Source organism: Alterinioella nitratireducens, from assembly GCF_013155465.1.
Taxonomy (GTDB): Bacteria; Pseudomonadota; Alphaproteobacteria; order Rhodobacterales; family Rhodobacteraceae; genus Alterinioella; species Alterinioella nitratireducens.
In genome coordinates, this window is the sequence record NZ_JABJVX010000018.1 from 1 (window position 1) to 20,237 (window position 20,237).

The 20,237-nt window shown below is 64.9% G+C and carries 22 protein-coding genes; 9 read left to right on the forward strand and 13 right to left on the reverse strand.

The window, feature by feature from the left end; genetic code table 11:
• Window positions 1–334: 334 nt before the first annotated feature.
• Window positions 335–628 carry a hypothetical protein gene (locus HNS34_RS18280; RefSeq protein WP_172321540.1) on the forward strand — a complete coding sequence of 98 codons (294 nt, stop codon included), beginning with the start codon at window positions 335–337 and terminating at the stop codon, window positions 626–628.
• On the opposite strand, the gene mnmA is transcribed toward HNS34_RS18280, so the two are convergent.
• Window positions 625–1,764: a tRNA 2-thiouridine(34) synthase MnmA gene (gene mnmA / locus HNS34_RS18285; protein ID WP_172321541.1), complete on the reverse strand. Its 1,140-nt coding sequence runs from the start codon at window positions 1,762–1,764 to the stop codon at window positions 625–627. The two genes, HNS34_RS18280 and mnmA, sit on opposite strands and share 4 nt — an antisense overlap.
• Window positions 1,765–1,893: 129 nt before the next feature.
• Here mnmA and sciP point away from each other — a divergent pair, with 129 nt between their 5' ends.
• The 5 genes from sciP (at window position 1,894) to HNS34_RS20955 (ending at window position 7,674) form a co-directional block, all read left to right on the forward strand.
• On the forward strand, window positions 1,894–2,169 hold the full coding sequence (gene sciP / locus HNS34_RS18290) for a CtrA inhibitor SciP (protein ID WP_172321542.1): 276 nt from the start codon (window positions 1,894–1,896) through the stop codon (window positions 2,167–2,169).
• Window positions 2,170–2,286: 117 nt separating this feature from the next.
• On the forward strand, window positions 2,287–3,000 hold the full coding sequence (gene ctrA, locus HNS34_RS18295) for a response regulator transcription factor CtrA (RefSeq protein ID WP_172321543.1): 714 nt from the start codon (window positions 2,287–2,289) through the stop codon (window positions 2,998–3,000).
• An 81-nt stretch (window positions 3,001–3,081) separates the two neighbouring features.
• On the forward strand, window positions 3,082–5,337 hold the full coding sequence (gene ligA / locus HNS34_RS18300; RefSeq protein WP_235952804.1) for an NAD-dependent DNA ligase LigA: 2,256 nt from the start codon (window positions 3,082–3,084) through the stop codon (window positions 5,335–5,337).
• Complete coding sequence (gene recG, locus HNS34_RS18305; RefSeq protein WP_172321544.1) at window positions 5,330–7,429, forward strand: ATP-dependent DNA helicase RecG; 2,100 nt, start codon at window positions 5,330–5,332, stop codon at window positions 7,427–7,429. The genes ligA and recG overlap by 8 nt, the downstream gene beginning before the upstream one ends.
• 122 nt (window positions 7,430–7,551) lie before the next feature.
• Window positions 7,552–7,674, forward strand: coding sequence for a hypothetical protein (locus HNS34_RS20955; protein ID WP_268879115.1), 123 nt, complete (start codon window positions 7,552–7,554; stop codon window positions 7,672–7,674).
• Window positions 7,675–7,889: 215 nt separating this feature from the next.
• Here the strand turns inward: HNS34_RS20955 and HNS34_RS18310 are convergent, their stop codons facing one another.
• Window positions 7,890–8,342, reverse strand: coding sequence for an iron-sulfur cluster assembly scaffold protein (locus HNS34_RS18310; protein WP_172321545.1), 453 nt, complete (start codon window positions 8,340–8,342; stop codon window positions 7,890–7,892).
• A gap of 67 nt (window positions 8,343–8,409) precedes the next feature.
• Here HNS34_RS18310 and hisI point away from each other — a divergent pair, with 67 nt between their 5' ends.
• Entirely contained in the window at window positions 8,410–8,769 is a 360-nt protein-coding gene (hisI, locus tag HNS34_RS18315; RefSeq protein WP_172321546.1) for a phosphoribosyl-AMP cyclohydrolase, read from the forward strand.
• A 79-nt stretch (window positions 8,770–8,848) separates the two neighbouring features.
• Here hisI and gluQRS read toward each other — a convergent pair whose 3' ends face one another.
• The 7 genes from gluQRS to gyrA all read right to left on the reverse strand — a co-directional run bounded on the left by gluQRS (window position 8,849) and on the right by gyrA (window position 15,730).
• Window positions 8,849–9,712 carry a tRNA glutamyl-Q(34) synthetase GluQRS gene (gene gluQRS / locus HNS34_RS18320; RefSeq protein ID WP_172321547.1) on the reverse strand — a complete coding sequence of 288 codons (864 nt, stop codon included), beginning with the start codon at window positions 9,710–9,712 and terminating at the stop codon, window positions 8,849–8,851.
• Window positions 9,709–10,317 carry a class I SAM-dependent DNA methyltransferase gene (locus HNS34_RS18325; protein WP_172321548.1) on the reverse strand — a complete coding sequence of 203 codons (609 nt, stop codon included), beginning with the start codon at window positions 10,315–10,317 and terminating at the stop codon, window positions 9,709–9,711. Before HNS34_RS18325 ends, gluQRS begins: the two co-directional genes overlap by 4 nt.
• 38 nt (window positions 10,318–10,355) lie before the next feature.
• Window positions 10,356–11,708, reverse strand: coding sequence for a methylenetetrahydrofolate--tRNA-(uracil(54)-C(5))-methyltransferase (FADH(2)-oxidizing) TrmFO (trmFO, locus tag HNS34_RS18330; protein WP_172321549.1), 1,353 nt, complete (start codon window positions 11,706–11,708; stop codon window positions 10,356–10,358).
• Window positions 11,709–11,768: 60 nt separating this feature from the next.
• Window positions 11,769–12,167, reverse strand: coding sequence for a DoxX family protein (locus HNS34_RS18335; RefSeq protein ID WP_172321550.1), 399 nt, complete (start codon window positions 12,165–12,167; stop codon window positions 11,769–11,771).
• Window positions 12,168–12,291: 124 nt separating this feature from the next.
• On the reverse strand, window positions 12,292–12,678 hold the full coding sequence (locus HNS34_RS18340) for a VOC family protein (protein WP_172321551.1): 387 nt from the start codon (window positions 12,676–12,678) through the stop codon (window positions 12,292–12,294).
• Window positions 12,675–13,040, reverse strand: coding sequence for a DoxX family protein (locus HNS34_RS18345; protein WP_172321552.1), 366 nt, complete (start codon window positions 13,038–13,040; stop codon window positions 12,675–12,677). Before HNS34_RS18345 ends, HNS34_RS18340 begins: the two co-directional genes overlap by 4 nt.
• Window positions 13,037–15,730: a DNA gyrase subunit A gene (gyrA, locus tag HNS34_RS18350; RefSeq protein ID WP_235952805.1), complete on the reverse strand. Its 2,694-nt coding sequence runs from the start codon at window positions 15,728–15,730 to the stop codon at window positions 13,037–13,039. Before gyrA ends, HNS34_RS18345 begins: the two co-directional genes overlap by 4 nt.
• Window positions 15,731–15,955: 225 nt before the next feature.
• Between gyrA and HNS34_RS18355 the strand changes: the two genes are divergently transcribed.
• The gene (locus tag HNS34_RS18355) at window positions 15,956–16,225 is read left to right on the forward strand and encodes an usg protein (RefSeq protein WP_172321554.1); all 270 of its coding nucleotides are present in this window, start codon (window positions 15,956–15,958) and stop codon (window positions 16,223–16,225) included.
• A 197-nt stretch (window positions 16,226–16,422) separates the two neighbouring features.
• Here the strand turns inward: HNS34_RS18355 and HNS34_RS18360 are convergent, their stop codons facing one another.
• A complete protein-coding gene (locus HNS34_RS18360) occupies window positions 16,423–17,475 on the reverse strand; it encodes an ornithine cyclodeaminase (RefSeq protein WP_172321555.1) in 1,053 nt (350 codons plus the stop codon).
• Between the two features lie 12 nt (window positions 17,476–17,487).
• On the reverse strand, window positions 17,488–18,414 hold the full coding sequence (gene rocF / locus HNS34_RS18365) for an arginase (protein WP_172321556.1): 927 nt from the start codon (window positions 18,412–18,414) through the stop codon (window positions 17,488–17,490).
• Between the two features lie 121 nt (window positions 18,415–18,535).
• Between rocF and HNS34_RS18370 the strand changes: the two genes are divergently transcribed.
• Window positions 18,536–18,967 carry an Lrp/AsnC family transcriptional regulator gene (locus HNS34_RS18370; protein ID WP_172321557.1) on the forward strand — a complete coding sequence of 144 codons (432 nt, stop codon included), beginning with the start codon at window positions 18,536–18,538 and terminating at the stop codon, window positions 18,965–18,967.
• A gap of 52 nt (window positions 18,968–19,019) precedes the next feature.
• Here the strand turns inward: HNS34_RS18370 and HNS34_RS18375 are convergent, their stop codons facing one another.
• Both HNS34_RS18375 and HNS34_RS18380 read right to left on the reverse strand, forming a co-directional pair.
• Window positions 19,020–19,487: a disulfide bond formation protein B gene (locus HNS34_RS18375; protein WP_172321558.1), complete on the reverse strand. Its 468-nt coding sequence runs from the start codon at window positions 19,485–19,487 to the stop codon at window positions 19,020–19,022.
• Window positions 19,484–20,062: a YqaA family protein gene (locus HNS34_RS18380; RefSeq protein ID WP_172321559.1), complete on the reverse strand. Its 579-nt coding sequence runs from the start codon at window positions 20,060–20,062 to the stop codon at window positions 19,484–19,486. Before HNS34_RS18380 ends, HNS34_RS18375 begins: the two co-directional genes overlap by 4 nt.
• Window positions 20,063–20,237 lie beyond the last annotated feature (175 nt).

The following is a 20,237-nucleotide window of genomic DNA, read 5'->3' on the forward strand; positions in this document are numbered from 1 at the left end:
CGGTCGCCTTCGAACGGAAAGTGGCTTAAACGAGCACCTGGGGCGGCACGAAAGCGTGACAGGTCCATCTCGCTTCAGGAGTTCTTCGCGGGTCAAGTAGCGCATTGATGATCAACTCACGGATCGAATCGTACTGTGGAACTCATAAGTGCCGATGTTCCAGGAAGCAAATTGCCCGAGTTGCAGCGGAGAAGGTAGCTTGTTGTTAGCCGGAAGTGAGAAGATCCCCCACCAGCAGCTCCCCCCGCTGCCCCCTCGATCCGGCCTTGGTGCCAATCGTGTAACTGGTCGAAACCTCCTTCAGATCGAACCGGGCGAAGACGAGAACTGGCCGGTGGGGGCCGTCGCCCGGCTTGCCTGCGCGCTGACCTGGGATGATGCGCGACGGGTCGCGCCGCTGACGCGGGCCGAGGTGCTGGCCGCCTTGGAGGGGTTCGGGGCGGTGGAGGTGCAGCCCGACCCGAACGCGGGCGCCCGGGTGCGCGTCTTCGGCCCCGGCGGCTACCGGATCGAGGCGCGGGGCGGGCCGGTGACGGCCAATATGCGGCTGGACGCGATCTGGGTCGATCAACTGGCGACCCATCAGCAGCTGCGCTTTCGCAGCTTCCTGATGGGGGGCGGCAGTTAGTAGCCCCGCCAGATCCAGCCACCGCCAAGCACGCGACTGCCTTCGGGGGCGTAGAACACGCAGGCCTGGCCGGGGCTGACGCCTTCCTCGGGGGTGAGGAGCTCGACCTGCGCCTCTGTCGCGGAGAGAGGGCGCAAAATCGCGTCGCGCGGCGGGCGGGTGGAGCGGATCTTGACCTTCAGATGCCAGTCCGCGCGCGATGTCATGTCCTCATCCCCGAGCCAGTTGATCTCGCGAATCGGGACAATCGCGGTCGAGAGCGCCTCTTTCGGGCCGACCACGACGCGCCGTGTATCGGGCTCCAGCTTGACGACATAAAGCGGGTCGGCGCGACCGCCGATGCCGAGGCCGCGGCGCTGGCCGATCGTATAGTGAATCACCCCGCGATGGGTGCCGAGGATGTTGCCTTCCATATCCACGATCTCGCCGGGATCGGCGGCACCGGGGCGCAGTTTCTCGATCACGCTGGCATAGTTCCCGTCCGGCACGAAACAGATATCCTGGCTGTCGGGCTTGTCCGCGACGGGAAGCCCGTATTTCGCCGCCAGCGCGCGGGTCTCGGATTTCGAGGCCAGATGGCCCAGGGGAAAGCGCAGGAAATCCAGCTGCTCCTGCGTGGTGGAGAAGAGGAAATAGCTCTGATCGCGGGTGGCGTCGGTGGCGGAATGAAGCTCGGCCTTCTGCGGCCCCATCTTGCGCTGGATGTAATGCCCCGTCGCCATGCAATCGGCGTCGAGGTCTTTCGCGGTTTCCAGAAGATCCTTGAATTTGACCCGCTCATTGCAGCGAATGCAGGGCACGGGCGTCGCGCCCGCCAGATAGCTATCGGCAAATTCGTCGATCACCGCATCCTTGAAGATGTTTTCGTAATCAAGGACATAATGGGGAAACCCCATCTCTTCGGCCACCCGGCGGGCATCATGAATATCCAGCCCGGCGCAGCAGGCGCCCTTCTTGGCCAGGGCCGCGCCGTGGTCGTAAAGTTGCAACGTCACGCCGACGACGTCATAGCCCTCCTCGGCCAGTTGCGCGGCCACGACCGAGCTGTCGACGCCGCCCGACATCGCCACCACCACGCGTGTGTCGGCGGGGGCCTTGGCGAATCCAAGCGAATTGAGGGGGGCGTCGAGGGGCATGAGCAACTTTCCGGGGGTGTTTGCGGCGCAATATAGGAAAATGCCCCGCATCGACAAGGGTGGTGGTTACCGGCTGTTAAACAGTTCCGGTCAATGGTGGCCTCGCAAAACGGTGAGAAGCGAGGTGCGATGTATATCAGACGTGTCAAGGGCCCCTATTCGGTGACCCTTCCCGATGGCAGTGAAATGACCCGCGCCGATCTGCCGAGCCCGACAACGAACCGATGGGTCGCCAGCCGCAAGGCCGCCATCGTGCGCGCGGTCGAATTCGGGCTGATCGACCATGAGGAGGCGTGCGCGACCTACGGCCTCTCGGCGGAGGAATTGGACGCCTGGTCACGGGCCGTCAGCCAGCATGGCGAAGGGGCGCTCAAGGCCACCGCCGTGCAACAGTTCCGGGATTGAATCGAATTTTAGTGTTGATCGCCGTGAATTTGTCGCCAGACTGTCTAAAAAGATAACTTGCCATTGACGATTTCGGGCGAAGGTCGAGTTAGCTGGGAAAGAATCGGAGAGAATCAGATGCGTGTCTTGCTTGTAGAAGACGACCCGACCACGTCGAAAAGTATCGAAATGATGCTGAGCCATGCCAATCTGAATGTCTATTCGACAGATCTGGGCGAAGAGGGCATCGACCTTGCCAAGCTCTATGATTATGACCTCATCCTTCTCGATCTCAACCTGCCCGACATGAACGGCCATGACGTGCTGCGCCAATTGCGGCTTGCGCGCATCGACACGCCGATCCTGATCCTGTCGGGGGCCGACGACACGGAAAACAAGATCAAGGGCTTCGGCTTCGGGGCCGATGATTACCTGACCAAACCCTTCCACCGCGATGAATTGGTGGCGCGCATCCACGCCATCATTCGCCGGTCCAAGGGCCATTCGCAATCCATCATCCGCACCGGCCGGATCAACGTCAACCTGGACGCCAAGACCGTCGATGTCGAAGGCAGCCCGGTGCATCTGACCGGCAAGGAATACCAGATGCTGGAACTGCTCTCGCTGCGCAAGGGCACGACGCTCACCAAGGAAATGTTCCTCAATCACCTTTATGGCGGCATGGATGAGCCGGAATTGAAGATCATCGACGTCTTCATCTGCAAGCTGCGCAAGAAGCTCTCTGAGGCGACCGGCGGCGACAATCATATCGAGACCATCTGGGGCCGCGGTTACGTGCTGCGCGATCCCTCGCCCGAACTGGGCACTGCGGATCTCGCCGCCAGCGCCTGACGCAATCGTCGGCTGGACCTCTTTCCCGTGGCCTCCTATCACTGATGGGGGACCGCAAATCATGTCGGGGAAAGGGCGCGCATGGCAGAGGATCGGGCAGGGATGAGCGAGGAGGCGGCACGCGCGCGGCTGGCGGAGCTGGCCGAGATGCTGGCGGCCGCCAATGCAGCCTATCACCGCGACGATGCGCCCGAGATCACGGATGCCGAGTATGATGCGCTCAAACGCGAAAACGCCGAGATCGAGGCCGCGTTTCCGCATCTCAAGCGCGCCGACAGCCCCTCGGACCAGGTGGGCGCGGCCCCCTCGGGGGCGTTTTCCAAGATCTCCCATGCCGAACGGATGCTGTCGCTCGGCAATGCCTTCACGGATGCGGACGTGGCGGAGTTCACCCGCTCCGTACGCAAGTTCCTTGGCCTCACCGACGCCCCGCTGGCCTTCACGGCGGAACCCAAGATCGACGGGCTGTCGCTGTCGCTGCGCTATGAGGGCGGCAAGCTGGTGCAGGCCGCGACGCGGGGCGACGGGACGGTGGGCGAGAATGTCACCGCCAATGCCCGCACCATCGACGATATTCCCGAAACCCTGACCGGCGCGCCCGACATCCTGGAAGTGCGCGGCGAGGTCTATATGAGCCATGCCGATTTCGCGGCGCTGAACGCGCGCCAGGCCGAGGCGGGCGGCAAGACATTCGCCAACCCGCGCAACGCCGCCGCCGGCTCCTTGCGGCAGCTCGATGCCGAGATCACCCGCGCGCGGCCCTTGCGCTTTTTCGCCTATGCCTGGGGGCAGGTCTCCGCCCCTCTGGCCGACACGCAGATGCGCGCGATCGAACGGTTGGGCGCGCTTGGCTTTCAGGTCAACCCTCTGACAAAGCTCTGCAATTCGACCGATGAGATGTTGGCGCATTACACGGATATCGAACAGAAACGCGCCGGTCTGGGTTACGATATCGACGGGGTGGTCTACAAGGTCGACGATCTGGCCCTGCAAGGGCGGCTCGGGTTGCGATCGACCACGCCGCGATGGGCGATTGCGCATAAGTTCCCCGCCGAGCTGGCCTGGACCCGGCTGGAGGCGATCGACATTCAGGTCGGGCGCACCGGCGCGCTGAGCCCTGTTGCGCGGCTGACGCCTGTGACCGTGGGTGGCGTCGTCGTGTCCAACGCGACCCTGCATAACGAGGATTACATCGCGGGCCGCGATAGCGCGGGCGCACAGATTCGGGACGGCAAGGATATTCGCGAGGGCGACTGGGTGCAGGTCTACCGCGCCGGCGACGTGATCCCGAAGATCGCGGATGTGGATATCTCGAAACGGCCCGAGGGGGCCGCGCCCTTCGCCTTCCCCGAGACCTGCCCGGAATGCGGATCCGATGCCGTGCGCGAGGAAGGGGACGCCGTGCGCCGCTGCTCGGGCGGGTTGATCTGTCCCGCGCAAGCCGTTGAGAAGCTGAAACATTTCGTCTCGCGTGCCGCCTTCGACATCGAGGGGCTCGGCGCGAAACAGGTGGAACAGTTCTATCTCGATGGCTGGATCAGGGAGCCCGGCGACATCTTCACGCTGAAGGACCGCTATGGCAGCGGGATGCAGCAGTTGAAGAACCGCGAGGGGTGGGGCGAGAAATCGGCCGAGAACCTCTTTGCCGCCATCGAGGACAAGCGCCAAATCCCGCTGCACCGGCTGATATTTGCCCTCGGATTGCGTCATGTGGGCGAGGTCGCCTCGACCGATCTGGCGCGCCATTACGGCGATTGGGATGCGATGGTCGCGGCCATCGACCGTGCAGCCCCCGCCGCCGAGTGCCACCGCAAGGCCGAGGAGGCCATTGTGGAGGAACGAAAAAGAGCGGCCAACGAGGGGCGTCGCGCCGATATTTCCGGCACGCGCAACGCGGCCTGGGAGGGGCTGGATGCCGACGCCCGCGCCGCCTGGGAGGATCTGACCGGCATCGACGGCATCGGTGCCACGGTTGCGGTGGCTCTCGTGACCAGCTTTCAGCAGAAAACCGAGCGCGCCTCGATCGACCGGCTTGCGGGCATGTTGACCGTGTTGCCGCCCGAGGCGCGCGCCAGTGACAGCCCCGTCGCGGGCAAGACCGTGGTCTTTACCGGAACGTTGGAAAAGATGACGCGTCAGGAGGCCAAGGCGCGGGCCGAGGCGCTTGGCGCCAAGGTCTCGGGCTCGGTCAGCGCCAAGACCGACATCCTGATCGCGGGGCCGGGGGCGGGCTCGAAGGCGACAAAGGCGGCAGAATTGGGGGTCGAGACGATTGACGAGGACGCCTGGCTGGCGCTGATCAACGACGCCCCGGCGGCGGCGCCCTCCGATGGCTGAGGCGCGGGGGCGGCCCGAGATCCTCTTCCCCCTCTTTGCCGAGCTTGAGGGGCTGGACGGAATCGGCCCGAAAACGTCAAAGAATTACAAGGGGTTGGGAATCGAAACCCCGAAAGACCTGCTGCTGACCCTGCCGGTGGGGGGCATCAACCGGACCCGGCGCGCGACGATCAACGGGGCCGATCTGCCCGCCACATTGACGGTCGAGGTTGTCGTCGGCCCGCATCGCAAACCCGCCCTCAAGGGGCGGCCCTATCGCGTACATGTCACCGATGCCGAGACCAGTTTCGACCTCGTCTTCTTTCACGCGCGCGGCGATTACCTGGACCGGCTCCTGCCCACCGGCGCGCGGCGGGTGATCTCGGGCAAGGTGGAGCTTTTCGACGGCATCGCGCAGATGGTCCACCCCGATCACGTCGTGCCCCCCGTCGAGGCCGAGAGCATCCCGGCATTCGAGCCGGTCTATCCGCTGACATCGGGCGTGACGCAGAAGGGGATCGTCAAGGCCGTCGCCTCGGCCCTGCCGCGCGCGCCTTACCTGGGCGAATGGATTGACCTGCCGCTGCTGAAATCGAAGAAATGGCCGGCCTGGCCTGAGGCGCTGGAGGCCGCGCATCACCCTGAAAGCGAACGGGATTTTTCCCGCGCCCACCCCGCGCGCGAACGCCTGGCCTATGATGAATTGCTTGCCCATCAGGTCACGCTTGGCCTGGCGCGGGCCAAGGTGCGGCGGGCCAAGGGGTTCGTCTCGAAAGGCGACGGGGCGCTGGCCGCGAAGGTGCTGGAGAGCCTGCCTTACCGCCCGACGGGCGCGCAGACCCGCGCGATTGCCGAGATCACGGCGGATATGGGGGCGGAAACGCGGATGAACCGGCTGCTTCAGGGCGATGTCGGCGCGGGCAAGACGCTGGTGGCGCTGATGGCAATGCTGAACGCGGTCGAGGCGGGCGGGCAGGCGGTGATGATGGCGCCGACCTCGATCCTGGCGGCGCAGCATTTCGCCGGCCTGAAACCGCTGACTGATGCGGCGGGCGTGGTGATCGAGATGCTGACGGGGCGCGACAAGGGGGGCGAACGGCGCGCCAAGCTCAAGGCGCTGAAAGCGGGCGACATCTCGATCCTGGTCGGCACGCATGCGGTGTTTCAGGATGACGTGGCGTTCGCCGATCTGCGCCTTGCGGTCGTCGATGAACAGCACCGGTTCGGGGTGCGCGAACGGGTGCGGCTCGGCTCGAAAGGGCAGGGCGCGGATGTTCTGGTGATGACGGCGACGCCGATCCCGCGCACGCTGAGCCTGGCCACCTATGGCGACATGGATATCTCGGTGCTGGATGAGAAACCGCCAGGGCGCAAACCCATTGCGACCGCGCTGGTCAGCTCGGGTCGCATGGGCGAGGTCGTGCAGCATCTGGCGGATGCCGTGGCCGAGGGGCGGCAGGCCTATTGGGTCTGCCCGCTGGTCGAGGAAAGCGAAGCCGTCGACATGACCGCCGCCGAGGACCGGTTCAAGGCGCTGCGCGCGAGCCTGGGTGAAGGGGTCGTGGGCCTCGTTCATGGCCAGATGCCGCCCGTCGAGAAGGACGCGGCGATGGCCGATTTCATCGCCGGACGCACGCGGGTTCTGGTCGCGACCACGGTGATCGAGGTCGGCGTCGATGTGCCCAATGCCTCGATCATGGTGATCGAACAGGCCGAGAATTTCGGGCTGGCGCAGTTGCACCAGCTGCGTGGCCGGGTCGGGCGGGGGCAGGCGGCCTCGACCTGTCTTCTCATGTATCGCGCGCCCCTGGGCGAGACGGCGGCGCGGCGCCTGCAGGTGCTGCGCGAGACCGAGGACGGGTTCCGCATCGCCGAGGAAGACCTGGCCATTCGCGGCGCGGGCGACCTCATCGGCACGGCGCAATCGGGGCTGCCAAGGTTCCGGGTCGCGGACCTCGAAAGCCAGACCGGGCTGATGGAGATCGCGCAACGCGACGCGCGGGCGCTGCTGGCCCATGACCCCGATCTGATGGGGGCGCGCGGGCAGTCGGTGCGCGTTCTGCTCTGGCTGATGGAGCAGGAGAAGGCGATCCGTTTGATTTCAGTAGGTTAGATCAGCCGTTAACTGTTCGGTTGCGTTTTGTTCTCAAATGTTCTCAAAAAGTTCTTGATTAACGCGGTCGAAAATGAGAACAAAGCGTTAACACGCCGATGACGGTTGAGGAGTTGGACACCATGCTGAGCCAGATCAAACAGATCCTTTCGACCTCCCGCGATACGCTTCTCTACGATTTCGCGGGGGTGTTGGCACTGGGTGTCATAACCGTCGGATTGCTGCATCTGCCGGGTCTGATCTGACCCTTTCGATTTCTGCCTGCGGTCGCACGCCCGAAACCTTTTGACCCGCGCAAGGGTCTGTCCCCAACCTTCCCCTTGCCCGAGCCTCTGCCTGATGGCCCCTGGTTATTGCCTGACCAGATCGGCCCCCGGTTTTGGATCACGCCGACACGCACACCTTGCCGCCGCCTTCGGGATCCCCCCCGGAGTGCGGCGGTTTTTTTTGTCCGGAGGTGTCAGGCGCAGGCGGCCTGTTCGGCCTCGGCCATGGCCTCGGCGGTGGCGTCGAAGGCCAGCATGATCGAGGCGTGGCGATTGCGGTAATCGCGGGCGGGCTCCAGCACATCGTAGCCGTCGAAGGGGCCGTCGGGGGGCGGTGCGCCTTCCTTGAGCATGGCGCGCAACTGGTCGCGCCCGGTCTCGACCTCGGCGCGGGTCCGCCCGATGATGTTGCGCGCCATCAGCGCGGCGGAGGCCTGGCCAAGCGCGCAGGCTTTCACATCCTGCCCGAACCGCGCCACGACGCCATCTTCCAGATCCAGATCGACGGTGACGGTCGAGCCACAAAGCGGCGCGCGTTTGCGGATACTGGCCTGCGGGGCCTCCAGCCGGTCGGTCAGGGGAATGTCGGCGGCCAACGCCAGGATGCGCTGCGAATAGAGCTTGATCAGGTCGGTTTCGGTCGTCATGGCTTTTCCCCTCGGGTCACTGCCTATAGGTAGCGACGTGCAGGCGAAATGCAAAGAGAGGCGCGGCATGAGTTTCGACCCCACAAGTTTGACATATGACGAGGCCGGATTGCTGCCCTGCATCGCGCAGGAGGCGGAGACCGGCGAGGTGTTGATGCTGGCCTGGATGAATGCGGCGGCGGTGGCGCGCACGCTGGAGACGGGCCGCGTGACCTATTGGTCGCGGTCTCGTCAGGCGTTCTGGGTCAAGGGCGAGACCTCGGGCCATGTGCAGGAATTGGTGGAGCTGCGGGTCGATTGCGACCGCGATTGCCTGCTGGCGCTGGTCCGGCAAGCGGGACCGGCCTGCCATACCGGGCGGCGGTCGTGTTTCTATACTGCCGTACGGGACGGCGATGAGGTGGAGATCATGGCGCCCGAGGCGTGAGCATGGGAGCCTCCGGCGGGAGTATTTGGACCAAGAAGATGGGGCAGGGGCGCGCGCGTTAAGGTTAATCGCGGGCGGGTTAACCTTGAGGTGGCAGGCCGACCATGCGGCGGATGTCGTCGGGTGTGGCCCCCTCGGCGCGGTAGGTTCGGATGGCGCGGGCATCGTCGCGCTTGGCCAGACGCTTTCCGGCCGCGTCCCGGATCAGGCGGTGGTGGTGGTAGACGGGCGGGGATAGCCCCAGTTCCCATTGCAAGAACCGTTGCAGATAGGTCGCCTCATAAAGGTCCTCGCCGCGTATGACATGGGTGATCGCGGTCTCGGCGTCGTCGATGACCACGGCGAAATTGTAGGAGGCGGCCATGTTGGCGCGGGCCAGGATGGGGTCGCCGACCTGTGTGAGAAGGTGCTCGGCCGTGACCTCATGGTCCCCGGCATGGGCCGGGCCGGTCTCGGTGAAGGCGGGCATTCGGGACGGCGGCCCGACGGTGGCGGCGAGGTTGTAGCGCAGCGCGTCGGTCGGCGTCCGATCGGCATAGGGGCGGGCGCGGCAGGTGCCGGGATAGATCAGGCCATCAGGGCCGAAACGCGGCACGCCCTCTTGCGGGGCCGAGGCGGCGGCCTCGATGTCGCGGCGCTTGCAGCAGCAGGGATAGACCGCGCCCGTGGCCTGCGCGAGGCTGTCGATGGCGCGTTGATAGGCGTCGAAATGATCGGATTGGCGGCGCACGGGGCCGTCCCAGGTCAAGCCGAGCCAGCGCAGGTCATCGAGGATCAGATCCTCCCATTCGGCCCGCGCACGGGACTGGTCCAGATCGTCGATGCGCATCAGGAAGCGGCCCCCTTGGCCGCGTGCCATGTCATGGGCGAGCATCGCGGAATAGGCGTGGCCCAGATGCAGGGGGCCGGTGGGGGATGGCGCAAAGCGTGTTGTGAATGTCACGTTTTTTCAAGGACGTAGACGGTGGCGTTCAAGTCGATCCCGGGCAGGTGGGGGCCGTGTTCCTCGAAGATCATCCGCGCGGTGCCGTCATTCACCACCTCTGCCAAGCCCTGCGTGTAGCTGTCATCGGCCAGCGCGTGGTCGTTATAGGAAAACACCAGGTAGCCGCCCCTGGGCAGGGCCGCCAGCGCGGCCTTTAGCATCGAGACGGGGGCCGCGCCGGGGCTGATCACGCCGACGGCGCAGATCGCCTGATAGGGGCCGGGGGGCAGGCCGCCATCGGGTTCACCTTCGTAAAGCTGGCGGTAGAGGCCACGGGCGCGGGCCTGCTCCAGCATGCCGGGCGACAGGTCGGTGCCGTCGATGATCGAGAAGCCCTTGAGCATCAGCGCTAGCCCCGAGAGGCCCGTGCCGCAGCCCAGATCGAGGATCGGTGCGTTTGTCTTCAGGCCGGTCTGGGCCAGCGCGGCGGCGCAGCGTCCGGGCGTGGCATAGCCGTTCGCGGCGATCTCGGCATCATAGCTGGCGGCCCAGGCGTCGTAATGCGCCCGCACTTCCGTTTCACCGCGCTTTCCGTAGGATTTCGTCAGGAATTTCTCTGTCATGGCGGGACGCTACCAGCCTGCGCGGGCTGGCGTCCAGTTCAAAGCGCCAGCGCCGGTTCCCCTGTCAGCCAGCCGGTCCAGGCCGCCTTGGCGCGGTCGGTATAGCCCTTGTAGCGCGCCTTGCGGTTCTTGCGCCCGCCCTTGAGGTCGATGGGGGGAAAGAGGCCGAAATTCACGTTCATCGGCTGGAACGTCCTGGCCTCGGCCCCGCCGGTGATGTGATGGATCAGCGCGCCCATGGCGGTGTCCTGCGGCACGGGCGGCAGCGTCTGGCCGAGGATCTCGGCAGCGGCGAGGCGCCCCGCAAGAAGCCCCATCGCGGCGGATTCGACATAGCCCTCGACCCCGGTGATCTGGCCCGCGAAGCGGATATGGGGGCGCGAGCGAAGGCGCATCTGGTCATCGAGCAGCGTCGGAGAGTTGATGAAGGTGTTGCGATGGATGCCGCCGAGGCGGGCAAAGCGGGCATTTTTCAGACCCGGAATCATCCTGAAAACAGAGGTTTGCGCGCCGTACTTCATCTTGGTCTGGAAGCCCACGATGTTGAACAGCGTGCCAAGTTTGTTGTCGCGGCGCAGCTGCACCACCGCGTAGGGTTTCACTTGCGGCGCATGCGGGTTGGTGAGGCCCACGGGCTTCATCGGGCCGAAACGCAGGGTCTCGCGGCCCCGTTCCGCCATCACCTCGATGGGCAGGCAGCCGTCGAAATAGCCTGCGGTCTCACCTTCCTTGAAGGCGGTTTTCTCGGCGGCCAGCAGCGCGTCGATGAAGGCCTCGTAGGTCGCCTTGTCCATCGGGCAGTTGAGATAGGCGGTGCGCTCCTCCTCGGTCTCGCCCTTGTCATAGCGCGACTGCATCCAGGCCTTGGACATGTCGATGCTGTCGGCATGGATGATGGGCGCGATGGCGTCGAAGAAGGCGAGGCTGTCCTGGCCCGCCTCATCGGCGATGGCCTGTGCCAGAGGGCCGGAGGTCAGCGGGCCGGTGGCGATGATGGCGGGGCCGGTTTCGGGGAGGGCGGTAACCTCCTCTTCGCTGACCGTGACCAGCGGATGCGCGCGCAGATGGGCGGTGACGTCGGCCGCGAAGGGCTCGCGATCCACGGCCAGGGCACCGCCCGCGGGCAGCCGGTGGCGGTCGGCCATGGACATGATCAGCCCGCCGGCCTGGCGCATCTCCCAATGCAGCAGGCCCACGGCGTTCTGTTCGTCATCATCCGAGCGGAAGGAATTGGAGCAGACCATTTCCGCCAGGTGCCCGGTCTGATGCGCGAAGGTGCCGACCCTGGGCCGCATTTCGTGGATAACGACCGGAACGCCAAGGTTAACGGCCTGCCAGGCGGCCTCGGACCCGGCCATGCCGCCGCCGATGATATGAATGGGTGTACTCATGGGCGGGATATAGAACGGGCCGACGCGATTGGAAAGCCTCGGCCCGGTTCGGCAGGAAGGTCAGGCCGCGGTGGCGGGTCTCAGGCGGCCATCCAGCGCCAGGGCGCCCGCGCCCGCGACGGCCAGCGCGATGTATCCGCCTGCCATCGCCACGTTCTTCAGGAACATGGTCATCTGTGCGCTGTTGGCGGGGTCGAAATGGTAGAGCGCGGCGGTCACGACGCTGAACGCGGCCAGGGCCAGCGCGCTCAGGCGGGTCTGGAACCCGATCAGGAGGGCGAGACCGGCCAGGATCTCGAAGAGGATCGCGGGCCAGGCCAGGACCGCGGGCAGGCCGCCGGATGCGAGATAACCGGCGAAACCCTGGACATCGCCCAATTTGCCGAAACCGGCCACGATGAAGATCAGCGCCATCAGGACGCGGGCGGCCAGAAGGCCGTAGGAAAGGGGGTTGGACATTGAAGCCTCCGACAAGTGGTCCCAGGATGTCTGGGGTCGGAGATCTGTGTAGTGTGGAACGAAGCCGCAGATCAATCTCGACTTGTGTGCATGGGTGCGGAGGTTCTGTTCGGCTTTGCGACGCCTAATTCGGCTCGATCAGATCCCACCGGTTGCCGTGGAGATCGCGGAAGACGGCGACGGTGCCGTAGGGCTCATGCCGGGGGGCTTCCTCGAACTGGACACCTGCGGCCCGCATCCTTGCGTATTGCGCGGCGAAATCGTCGGTATGCAGGAAATAGCCCACCCGTCCGCCCGCGTGCTGGCCAATCGCCGGTGCCTGGTCCCCCACGGCGCGGGCGATCAGGAATGAGGTCTCGGCCCCCTCATGCGGGGCGACCCGGACCCAACGCTTGCCCCCGCCCATATCGGTATCTTCCAGCAGCACCCATCCAAGCGCCGCTCGGAACCAGGCAATGGCCGCGTCATAATCATCCGTCAGATAGGCGGTGGCGAAGAGGGTCTGTTTCACGTCCGGTCCAGTGCATATCGCCCCGGCCCATGCGCGGCCAGCACCAGGAACCCGCCCGCAATGGACCAGTTCTTGACAAAGATGGTCATCTGCCAGGGATCATCGGGCAGGAAATGAAAATAGCTGGTGACGGCGCAATAGGCGGCTGACGCCAGCGCGAAGGGCCGCGTCAGCCAGCCCGCGACCAGCGCCAGCCCGGCGATGCCGTTGAACAGAAGCGCGGGCCAGGCCAGAAGCGGCGGCAACCCGCGATCCGTCAGAAGCGTCATCGCGGGTTCCGGGTCGTTCAGCTTTTGCAGCGCGCCCAGGATGAAGAGAAGCGCCAGCAGGAGCCGCCCCGCCAGCGCCGCCGCATCGCTCATGCCTCGGCCTCGTCGCCCTCGTCCCCCTGATCGGCGATCCAGGCGACCGAGACGACCTCTTCGCCCTTGCCGGTGTTGAACACCTTGACCCCGCCCGCCGAGCGGGAGCGGAACGAGATGCCCTCGACCGGGCAGCGGATCGACTGGCCCTTGGAGGTGGCCAGCATGATCTGGTCTTCGAGCAGGACCGGGAAGGCGGCGACGATCTCTCCGCCGCGCATCGCCTTGTCCATCGCGGCGACACCTTGCCCGCCCCGGCCCCGGACCGGGTAATCGTGGCTGGAGCTGAGCTTGCCCTGGCCGCCTTCGGTGATGGTCAGGATCAGGTCTTCGGCGGCCGACATTTCCGCGTAGCGCTCGGGCGACAGTTCCCCCGGCGCGACTTCGTCTTCCTCGCCCTCCTCGGTCACACCAGCCATCAGGCGGCGCTGCTTGAGATAGGCCGCGCGTTCCTCGGCGCTGGCCTCGAAATGGCGGATCACGGCCATCGACACGACCTTGTCGCCATTGGAGAGGCGGATGCCGCGCACCCCGGTCGAATCGCGGCCCTTGAAGACGCGCACATCGGTGGTGCGGAAGCGGATGGCGCGGCCCGCATCGGTGACCAGCATGACATCGTCATCCTCGGTGCAGATGCGCGCGTTGACCAGTTCGACGCCCTCGGGCAGCTTCATCGCGATCTTGCCGTTGCGCATGACATTGGTGAAATCCGACAACATGTTGCGCCGCACATCGCCCGCCGTGGTGGCAAAGACGATCTGCAGATCGCCCCAGTCTTCCTCATCCCGATCGACGGGCATGACGGCGGCAATGGACACGCCCTGCGGGATCGGAAGCAGGTTCACGATCGCCTTGCCGCGCGAGGTGCGCCCGCCCTGCGGCAGGCGCCAGGTCTTCATCTTGTAGACCATGCCGTCAGAGGTGAAGAACAGAAGCGGCGTATGCGTGTTGGCCACGAAAAGCGTGGTGACGACGTCGTCTTCCTTGGTCGCCATGCCGCTGAGGCCCTTGCCGCCGCGCCGTTGCGCGCGGAAGTCGATGAGCGGCGTGCGCTTGATATAGCCGCCCGAGGTGACCGTCACGACCATATCTTCGCGCTCGATCAGGTCTTCATCCTCCATGTCGCCGGACCAGTCGACGATCTCGGTGCGGCGGGGGACGGCGAACTGGTCCTTCACCTCGGCCAGCTCGGTCGAGATGATCGAGAGGATGCGGTCGCGGCTGGACAGGATATCAAGGTAGTCGCGGATCTTGGCGGCAAGCTCCTGCAACTCGTCCGTCACTTCCTTGACGCCGATCTGGGTCAGGCGTTGCAGGCGCAGCTCCAGGATGGCGCGGGCCTGGGTCTCGGACAGGTTATAGGTTCCATCCTCGTTGGCGCGATGGGTGGGATCGTCGATCAGCGCGATATATTCCAGGATCTCGCCCGCGGGCCAGCGCCGCGTCATCAGCTTTTCACGCGCTTCGGCGGCATCGGCGGAGGCGCGGATCGTGGCCACGACCTCATCGACATTCGAGACCGCGACGGCCAGGCCGCAGAGGATATGGCTGCGTTCGCGCGCCTTGCGCAGCTCATAGGCGGTGCGGCGCGCCACGACCTCTTCTCGGAAATCGAGGAAGGCGGTCAGGAACCGGCGCAGCGTCAACTGCTCGGGACGGCCACCGTTCAGGGCCAGCATGTTGCAGCCGAAACTGGTCTGCATCTGGGTAAAGCGGAAGAGCTGGTTCAGCACCACCTCGGCGGTGGCGTCGCGTTTCAGCTCGATCACCACGCGCACACCGATCCGGTCGCTCTCGTCCTGGACGTGGCTGATGCCTTCCAGCTTCTTGTCGCGCACCAGTTCGGCGATCTTCTCGATCATCGAGGCCTTGTTCACCTGGTAGGGAATCTCGTCCAGGATGATGGCGTAGCGGTCCTTGCGGATCTCCTCGACGCGGGTTTTTGCTCGGATGATGACGCTGCCGCGCCCCTCAAGATAGGCTTTGCGCGCGCCGCTGCGCCCCAGGATGATGCCGCCGGTGGGGAAGTCAGGGGCCGGGATGAACTCCATGAGCTGTTCGGAGGTCAGGTCGGCATCCTCGATCAGCGCCTGGCAGGCGTCGATCACCTCGCCCAGGTTATGCGGCGGGATGTTGGTGGCCATGCCCACGGCAATGCCGCCCGCGCCATTGACCAGCATGTTGGGAAAGCGCGAGGGCAGGACGGTCGGCTCGCGGTCCTTGCCGTCGTAATTGTCCTGGAAATCGACCGTGTCCTTGTCGATATCGGCCAGAAGGGACGCGGCGGGCTTGTCCATCCGCACCTCGGTATAGCGCATGGCCGCCGCGTTATCGCCATCCATCGAGCCGAAATTGCCCTGCCCGTCCAAGAGGGGCAGAGACATGGAAAACGGCTGCGCCATGCGCACCAGCGCGTCATAGATCGCGCTGTCGCCATGCGGGTGATACTTGCCCATCGTGTCGCCGACGGGGCGGGCCGATTTGCGATAGCTCTTGTCATGCGTGTTGCCGCTTTCGTGCATCGCATAGAGGATGCGCCGATGCACCGGCTTCAGCCCGTCGCGCAGGTCGGGGATGGCGCGGGAAATGATGACGCTCATCGCGTAGTCGATGAAGCTGGTCTTCATCTCCTCGGCGATGGAGATCTGGGGGCCATGGGGAACGGGCGCGGGCCCGTCGGTTTCGTCCATGTTCTCAGGGGGTTCTGGCGTATCGGTCAAAGGCGGGCTCGCGTCCTGTCCAAGCGTCTATATCTAGTTGTCGCGCACTATAGAGACGCAGGTTTTGGGGTGCAATGGCCCGGTTTCACAGGGTTTGGCACTCCTCTCTCACGGTGGGTAACAAGTTGTTTTATTTGATTTTTAACGAAACCGGCGCATGATCGGATCGGGGAGGGCAAACCAAAGAGGCAGAAAATGGCAAATCGAGAGATCGAGTTGATGCTGAAAGGCTACGGCCTGACCACGGCCGAGATGTTCTATCACATGCCGGATTACCCGCATGTCCTGAACAGTTTCACCTGGCAGGATTATGACCTTGCGCCGGATCACCCGCGCCTGTTTTCCTTCATCGAGTTCTGGCAGGAGAAGATCGAGGGCGCGCTGCATTCGGTGCGTTTCACGCATCGCAAGATGATAGGCGATGGGAAATGGCGCAACGTGGTGGGGGAGTTCACGATCCCCTGACCCTCAAGGGCGTGCGCCCCTCCTCACCCCCCGTTCCGGAGGGCTCGTCAGAGCGCGGCCTGCCGGCGGCAGGTATTTCCAGCAAAATGAAAGCAATTCGACTAAAATTTTCGGCTTCTTTGTTCTGAAAATATCCCGGGGGGCCGCTCAAAAGCGGCGGGGGCAAGGCCCCCTCCACCCGGTCTGCCTGGCGCAGGTCACGCCTTGGCGCGCTGCAACATCCCGAAGAGGTCGCGCGGATCGTCGGGGTCGGCCAGCATGTCGAGTTGGTCGAACAGGTCGGTCCCGTCCAGACGGTCGCGGATATAGCGCAGGGCCGAGAAATCCTCAATCGCGAAGCCCACGGAATCAAAGAGCGTGATCTGGCTGGTCGAGCTCCGGCCCGCCGCCTGCCCCTCGATCACCTGCCAGAGCTCGGTTACCGGGTGGTCCTCTGCCACGTTCTGGATCTCGCCCTCCACACGCGTCTGGGGCGGGTATTCGACGAAGATGTCGGCGCGGTGCAGGATCGCAGGCGCCAGTTCCGTCTTGCCCGGACAGTCGCCGCCGATCGCGTTGATATGGACGCCCGTGCCGACCATGTTGTCGGTCAGGATCGTGGCGTTCTGCTTGTCGGCGGTGCAGGTGGTGATGATCTGCGCGCCCTCCATGCTGTCCTCGGCACTGCTGCATTTCACCACCGTCAGGCCCTGGCCCTCAAGATTGCGGGCGGCCTTGTCGGTGGCGGCGGGGTCGGTGTCATAGAGGCGCACCGTGGTGATGCCGCAAATCGCCTTCATGGCGAGGCTCTGGAACTCGGACTGCGCGCCATTGCCGATCATCGCCATCGTGGTGGCGCCCTTGGGGGCGAGGTATCTCGCCACCATCGCCGAGGTCGCCGCCGTGCGCAGGGCGGTCAACATCGTCATTTCTGTCAGCAGCGTCGGGTAACCGGTCGCCACATCGGCCAGGAGGCCGAAAGCGGTGACGGTCTGCAAGCCTTCGCGCGTGTTCTTGGGGTGGCCGTTGACGTATTTGAACCCGTATTGAATGCCGTCCGAGGTCGGCATCAGCTCGATCACGCCCTCCTTGGAATGGGCCGCGATGCGGGGCGTCTTGTCGAAAAGCGGCCAGTGGCGGAAATCCTCCTCGATATAGGCGGCAAGCTCCACCAGCATCCGCTCGACGCCGATGGAATGCACCAGCCGCATCATGTTGTCGACCGAGACGAAGGGCACGAAGGCGCGCTCGGAGGGTTTGGGCAGGGACATCTGGGGCCTCCTTCAGGCGAAACTGCGGGTCGGGCGGTCGAAGACGCGGCGGCCCATGAGCGATGCGGTGAGATCCACCATCAGCGACGCGGTGCGGCCGCGATCATCGAGGAAGGGGTTCAGTTCGACAAGGTCGAGCGAGGAGACCAACCCGCTATCATGCAGGATCTCCATCACCAGATGCGCCTCGCGGAAACTGGCGCCGCCCGGAACCGTTGTGCCGACGGCGGGCGCGATCTCGGGGTCGATGAAATCGACGTCCAGCGAGACATGCAGCAACCCGTTCTCGGCCTCGACCCGCGCCAGGAAATCGCGCAGGGGGGCGGCGATGCCGTGTTCGTCGATGGCGCGCATGTCATGCAGGATCATGTCAGTATCCTGCAACGCGGCGCGCTCCTCACGATCGACCGAGCGTAACCCGATCATGCAGATATTCTCCAGAGGCACGGGGTTTTGCACCTTGGGGAAGCCGTCAAAGCCTTCCTGTCCCGTCACATAGCCCACGGGCGTGCCGTGCAGATTGCCGGAATCGGTGGTCTGCGGCGTGTGGAAATCGGAATGCGCATCCAGCCAGAGGACGAATTGTGGGCGGCCTTGGGTGGCGGCGTGGTTGGCGACGCCCGAGACGGTGCCAAGCGCCAGCGCGTGATCGCCGCCCAGGAAGATGGGAAAGCCCTGCGCCATGGCAGTCTCGGCAGCATCAGACAGCGCCTCGGTCCAGGCGATGTTCTCGGCCAGCTTGTGGATGTGGTGCGCGCCGGACACGTCGCGCAAGGGCGCGGGCGTGACATTGCCGAGGTCGCGGGGGGCGCGGCCAAGCTCGGTCAGGGTCTCGGCCAGACCGGCGGTGCGATAGGCGTCGGGGCCCATCAGGCATCCGCGGCGGCGCTTGCCGCAATCCATCGGTGCGCCGATCAGGAGACAGGGTGTATCGGTCATGGGGTGGCCTCGTCTGGTTCGGGTTGCGGCAGAGATAGTGAACAAACCGGGTCAAGCAGAAGGCTTCAAATTGTGCTATCTGGTGTTAGAATGATCGAAACGCGCAATTCAGGTGCTTGAAATGGACGATATCGACACGCAACTGATCGCCGCCCTGCGCCGCGACGGGCGGGCGGCGCTGTCCGATCTGGCCACCACGCTGGGGATCACGCGGGCCACGGTGCGGGCGCGGATCGAAAAGTTGACGCAGGCGGGCGAGATCCAGGGGTTCACCGTGCTGACCCGCGCCGATCTTGCGCAAAGCCCGGTGCGCGCGCTCACCATGCTGGGGATCGAGGGGCCGGGGATGGACCGCATCCGGCGGCAGCTTTCCGGCATGGCCGAGGTCGAGGCGGTTCACGCCACCAATGGCAAATGGGACCTGATCGCGCAGCTTGGCACCCCGACGCTGGAGGCGCTGGACGATGCGCTGCGCCGGATCCGGCGGCTGGACGGGGTGGCGACCTCGGAGACCAGCCTGCTTCTGTCGACCAGCCGTTACTCGAGACTCTAGGGTTGACGCGCAATTTGATCCGAAAATCGGTGCCCACTATTCGGATTGCGCTTCAGGCGCGCCGCGCCGCCATCAGCCAGATCGCCACCAGCACCAGCGAGGCAATCGCGTTGTAATTGGCCATGGAAAGACCGATGAACTGCCAGGAGATCTGATCGCAGAGCACGACCGGCGTGCCGCAATCGAGGTCCAGCAGCCCACATTCGGAGGTATCGAGGCCCCCCCCGCGCGCGGTGCAGGAGGTCGGGCCGCTCCACCAATGCCGCTCGACCCCGGTGTGAAAGAGGGCAAGACCGGTCGAAACCAGCATCGTCAGCGCGCCCGCCAACGCGACAAGGGCAAGGGGCAGGGCCAGCGCCAGCAGGGCCAGCACGATCGCCAGGCCATGCGGCCAGCGCTGCCAGAAACACATCGCGCACGGTTCGAACCCGCCCAGATGCTGGAACCCGAAGGCCCCGATCAGCAGCGCGGCAGAGCCGAGACCTGCAAGCAGAGCAAGCGTGCGGAATGTCAGGGTCATAGAAATTTCACCACGTAAAAGCCTCCCAGGAGCAATATCACGAAAAGGATGAACATCAAGCCGAGGCGGCGTTCGATGAAATCGCGGATCGGCGCGCCGAATTTCCACAAGAGCGCCGCGACGATAAAGAACCGCAGCCCGCGCGCGATCACCGACGCGACGATGAAGACCGGCAGGCTGAGGCCGGTGGAGCCCGACAGGATGGTGATCACCTTGTAGGGGAAGGGCGTGACCCCCGCGATCAGCACCATCCACGCGCCGTATTCGTTGTAGCGGGTGGCGAATTCGTCAAAATAGGCGTCCTTGCCGTAGAACTCCAGCACCGGGCGGCCTACGGTTTCGAACACGGAATAGCCGATCCAGTAGCCAAGCAAGCCGCCCGCGACCGAGGCGACCATGCAGATACCCGCGATCACGAAGGCGCGGCGCGGGGCGGCGATGATCATCGGGATCAACAGAAGGTCGGGCGGGATCGGGAAGACAGAACTTTCCAGGAAAGCCACGATCGCCAGGGCGACCAGCGCGTAGCGATGCTCGGCCAGGCCGAGGGTCCAGTCGTAGAGGCGGCGGATCATGCGGGGGCGCTCCGGGCAAAAAACTCCGCAGGCGATGCCGCAAAAGCGGGCAGGGGTCAAGCGCGGCGCGCGGGCCAACAAGACAGGTGACAATGACCGACCGTTCGGTTAAAGAATTACCGGGAGCGGGAATCGCGACAAGATTGCATTGGATGGTTACAAAATCCCCGTCTAT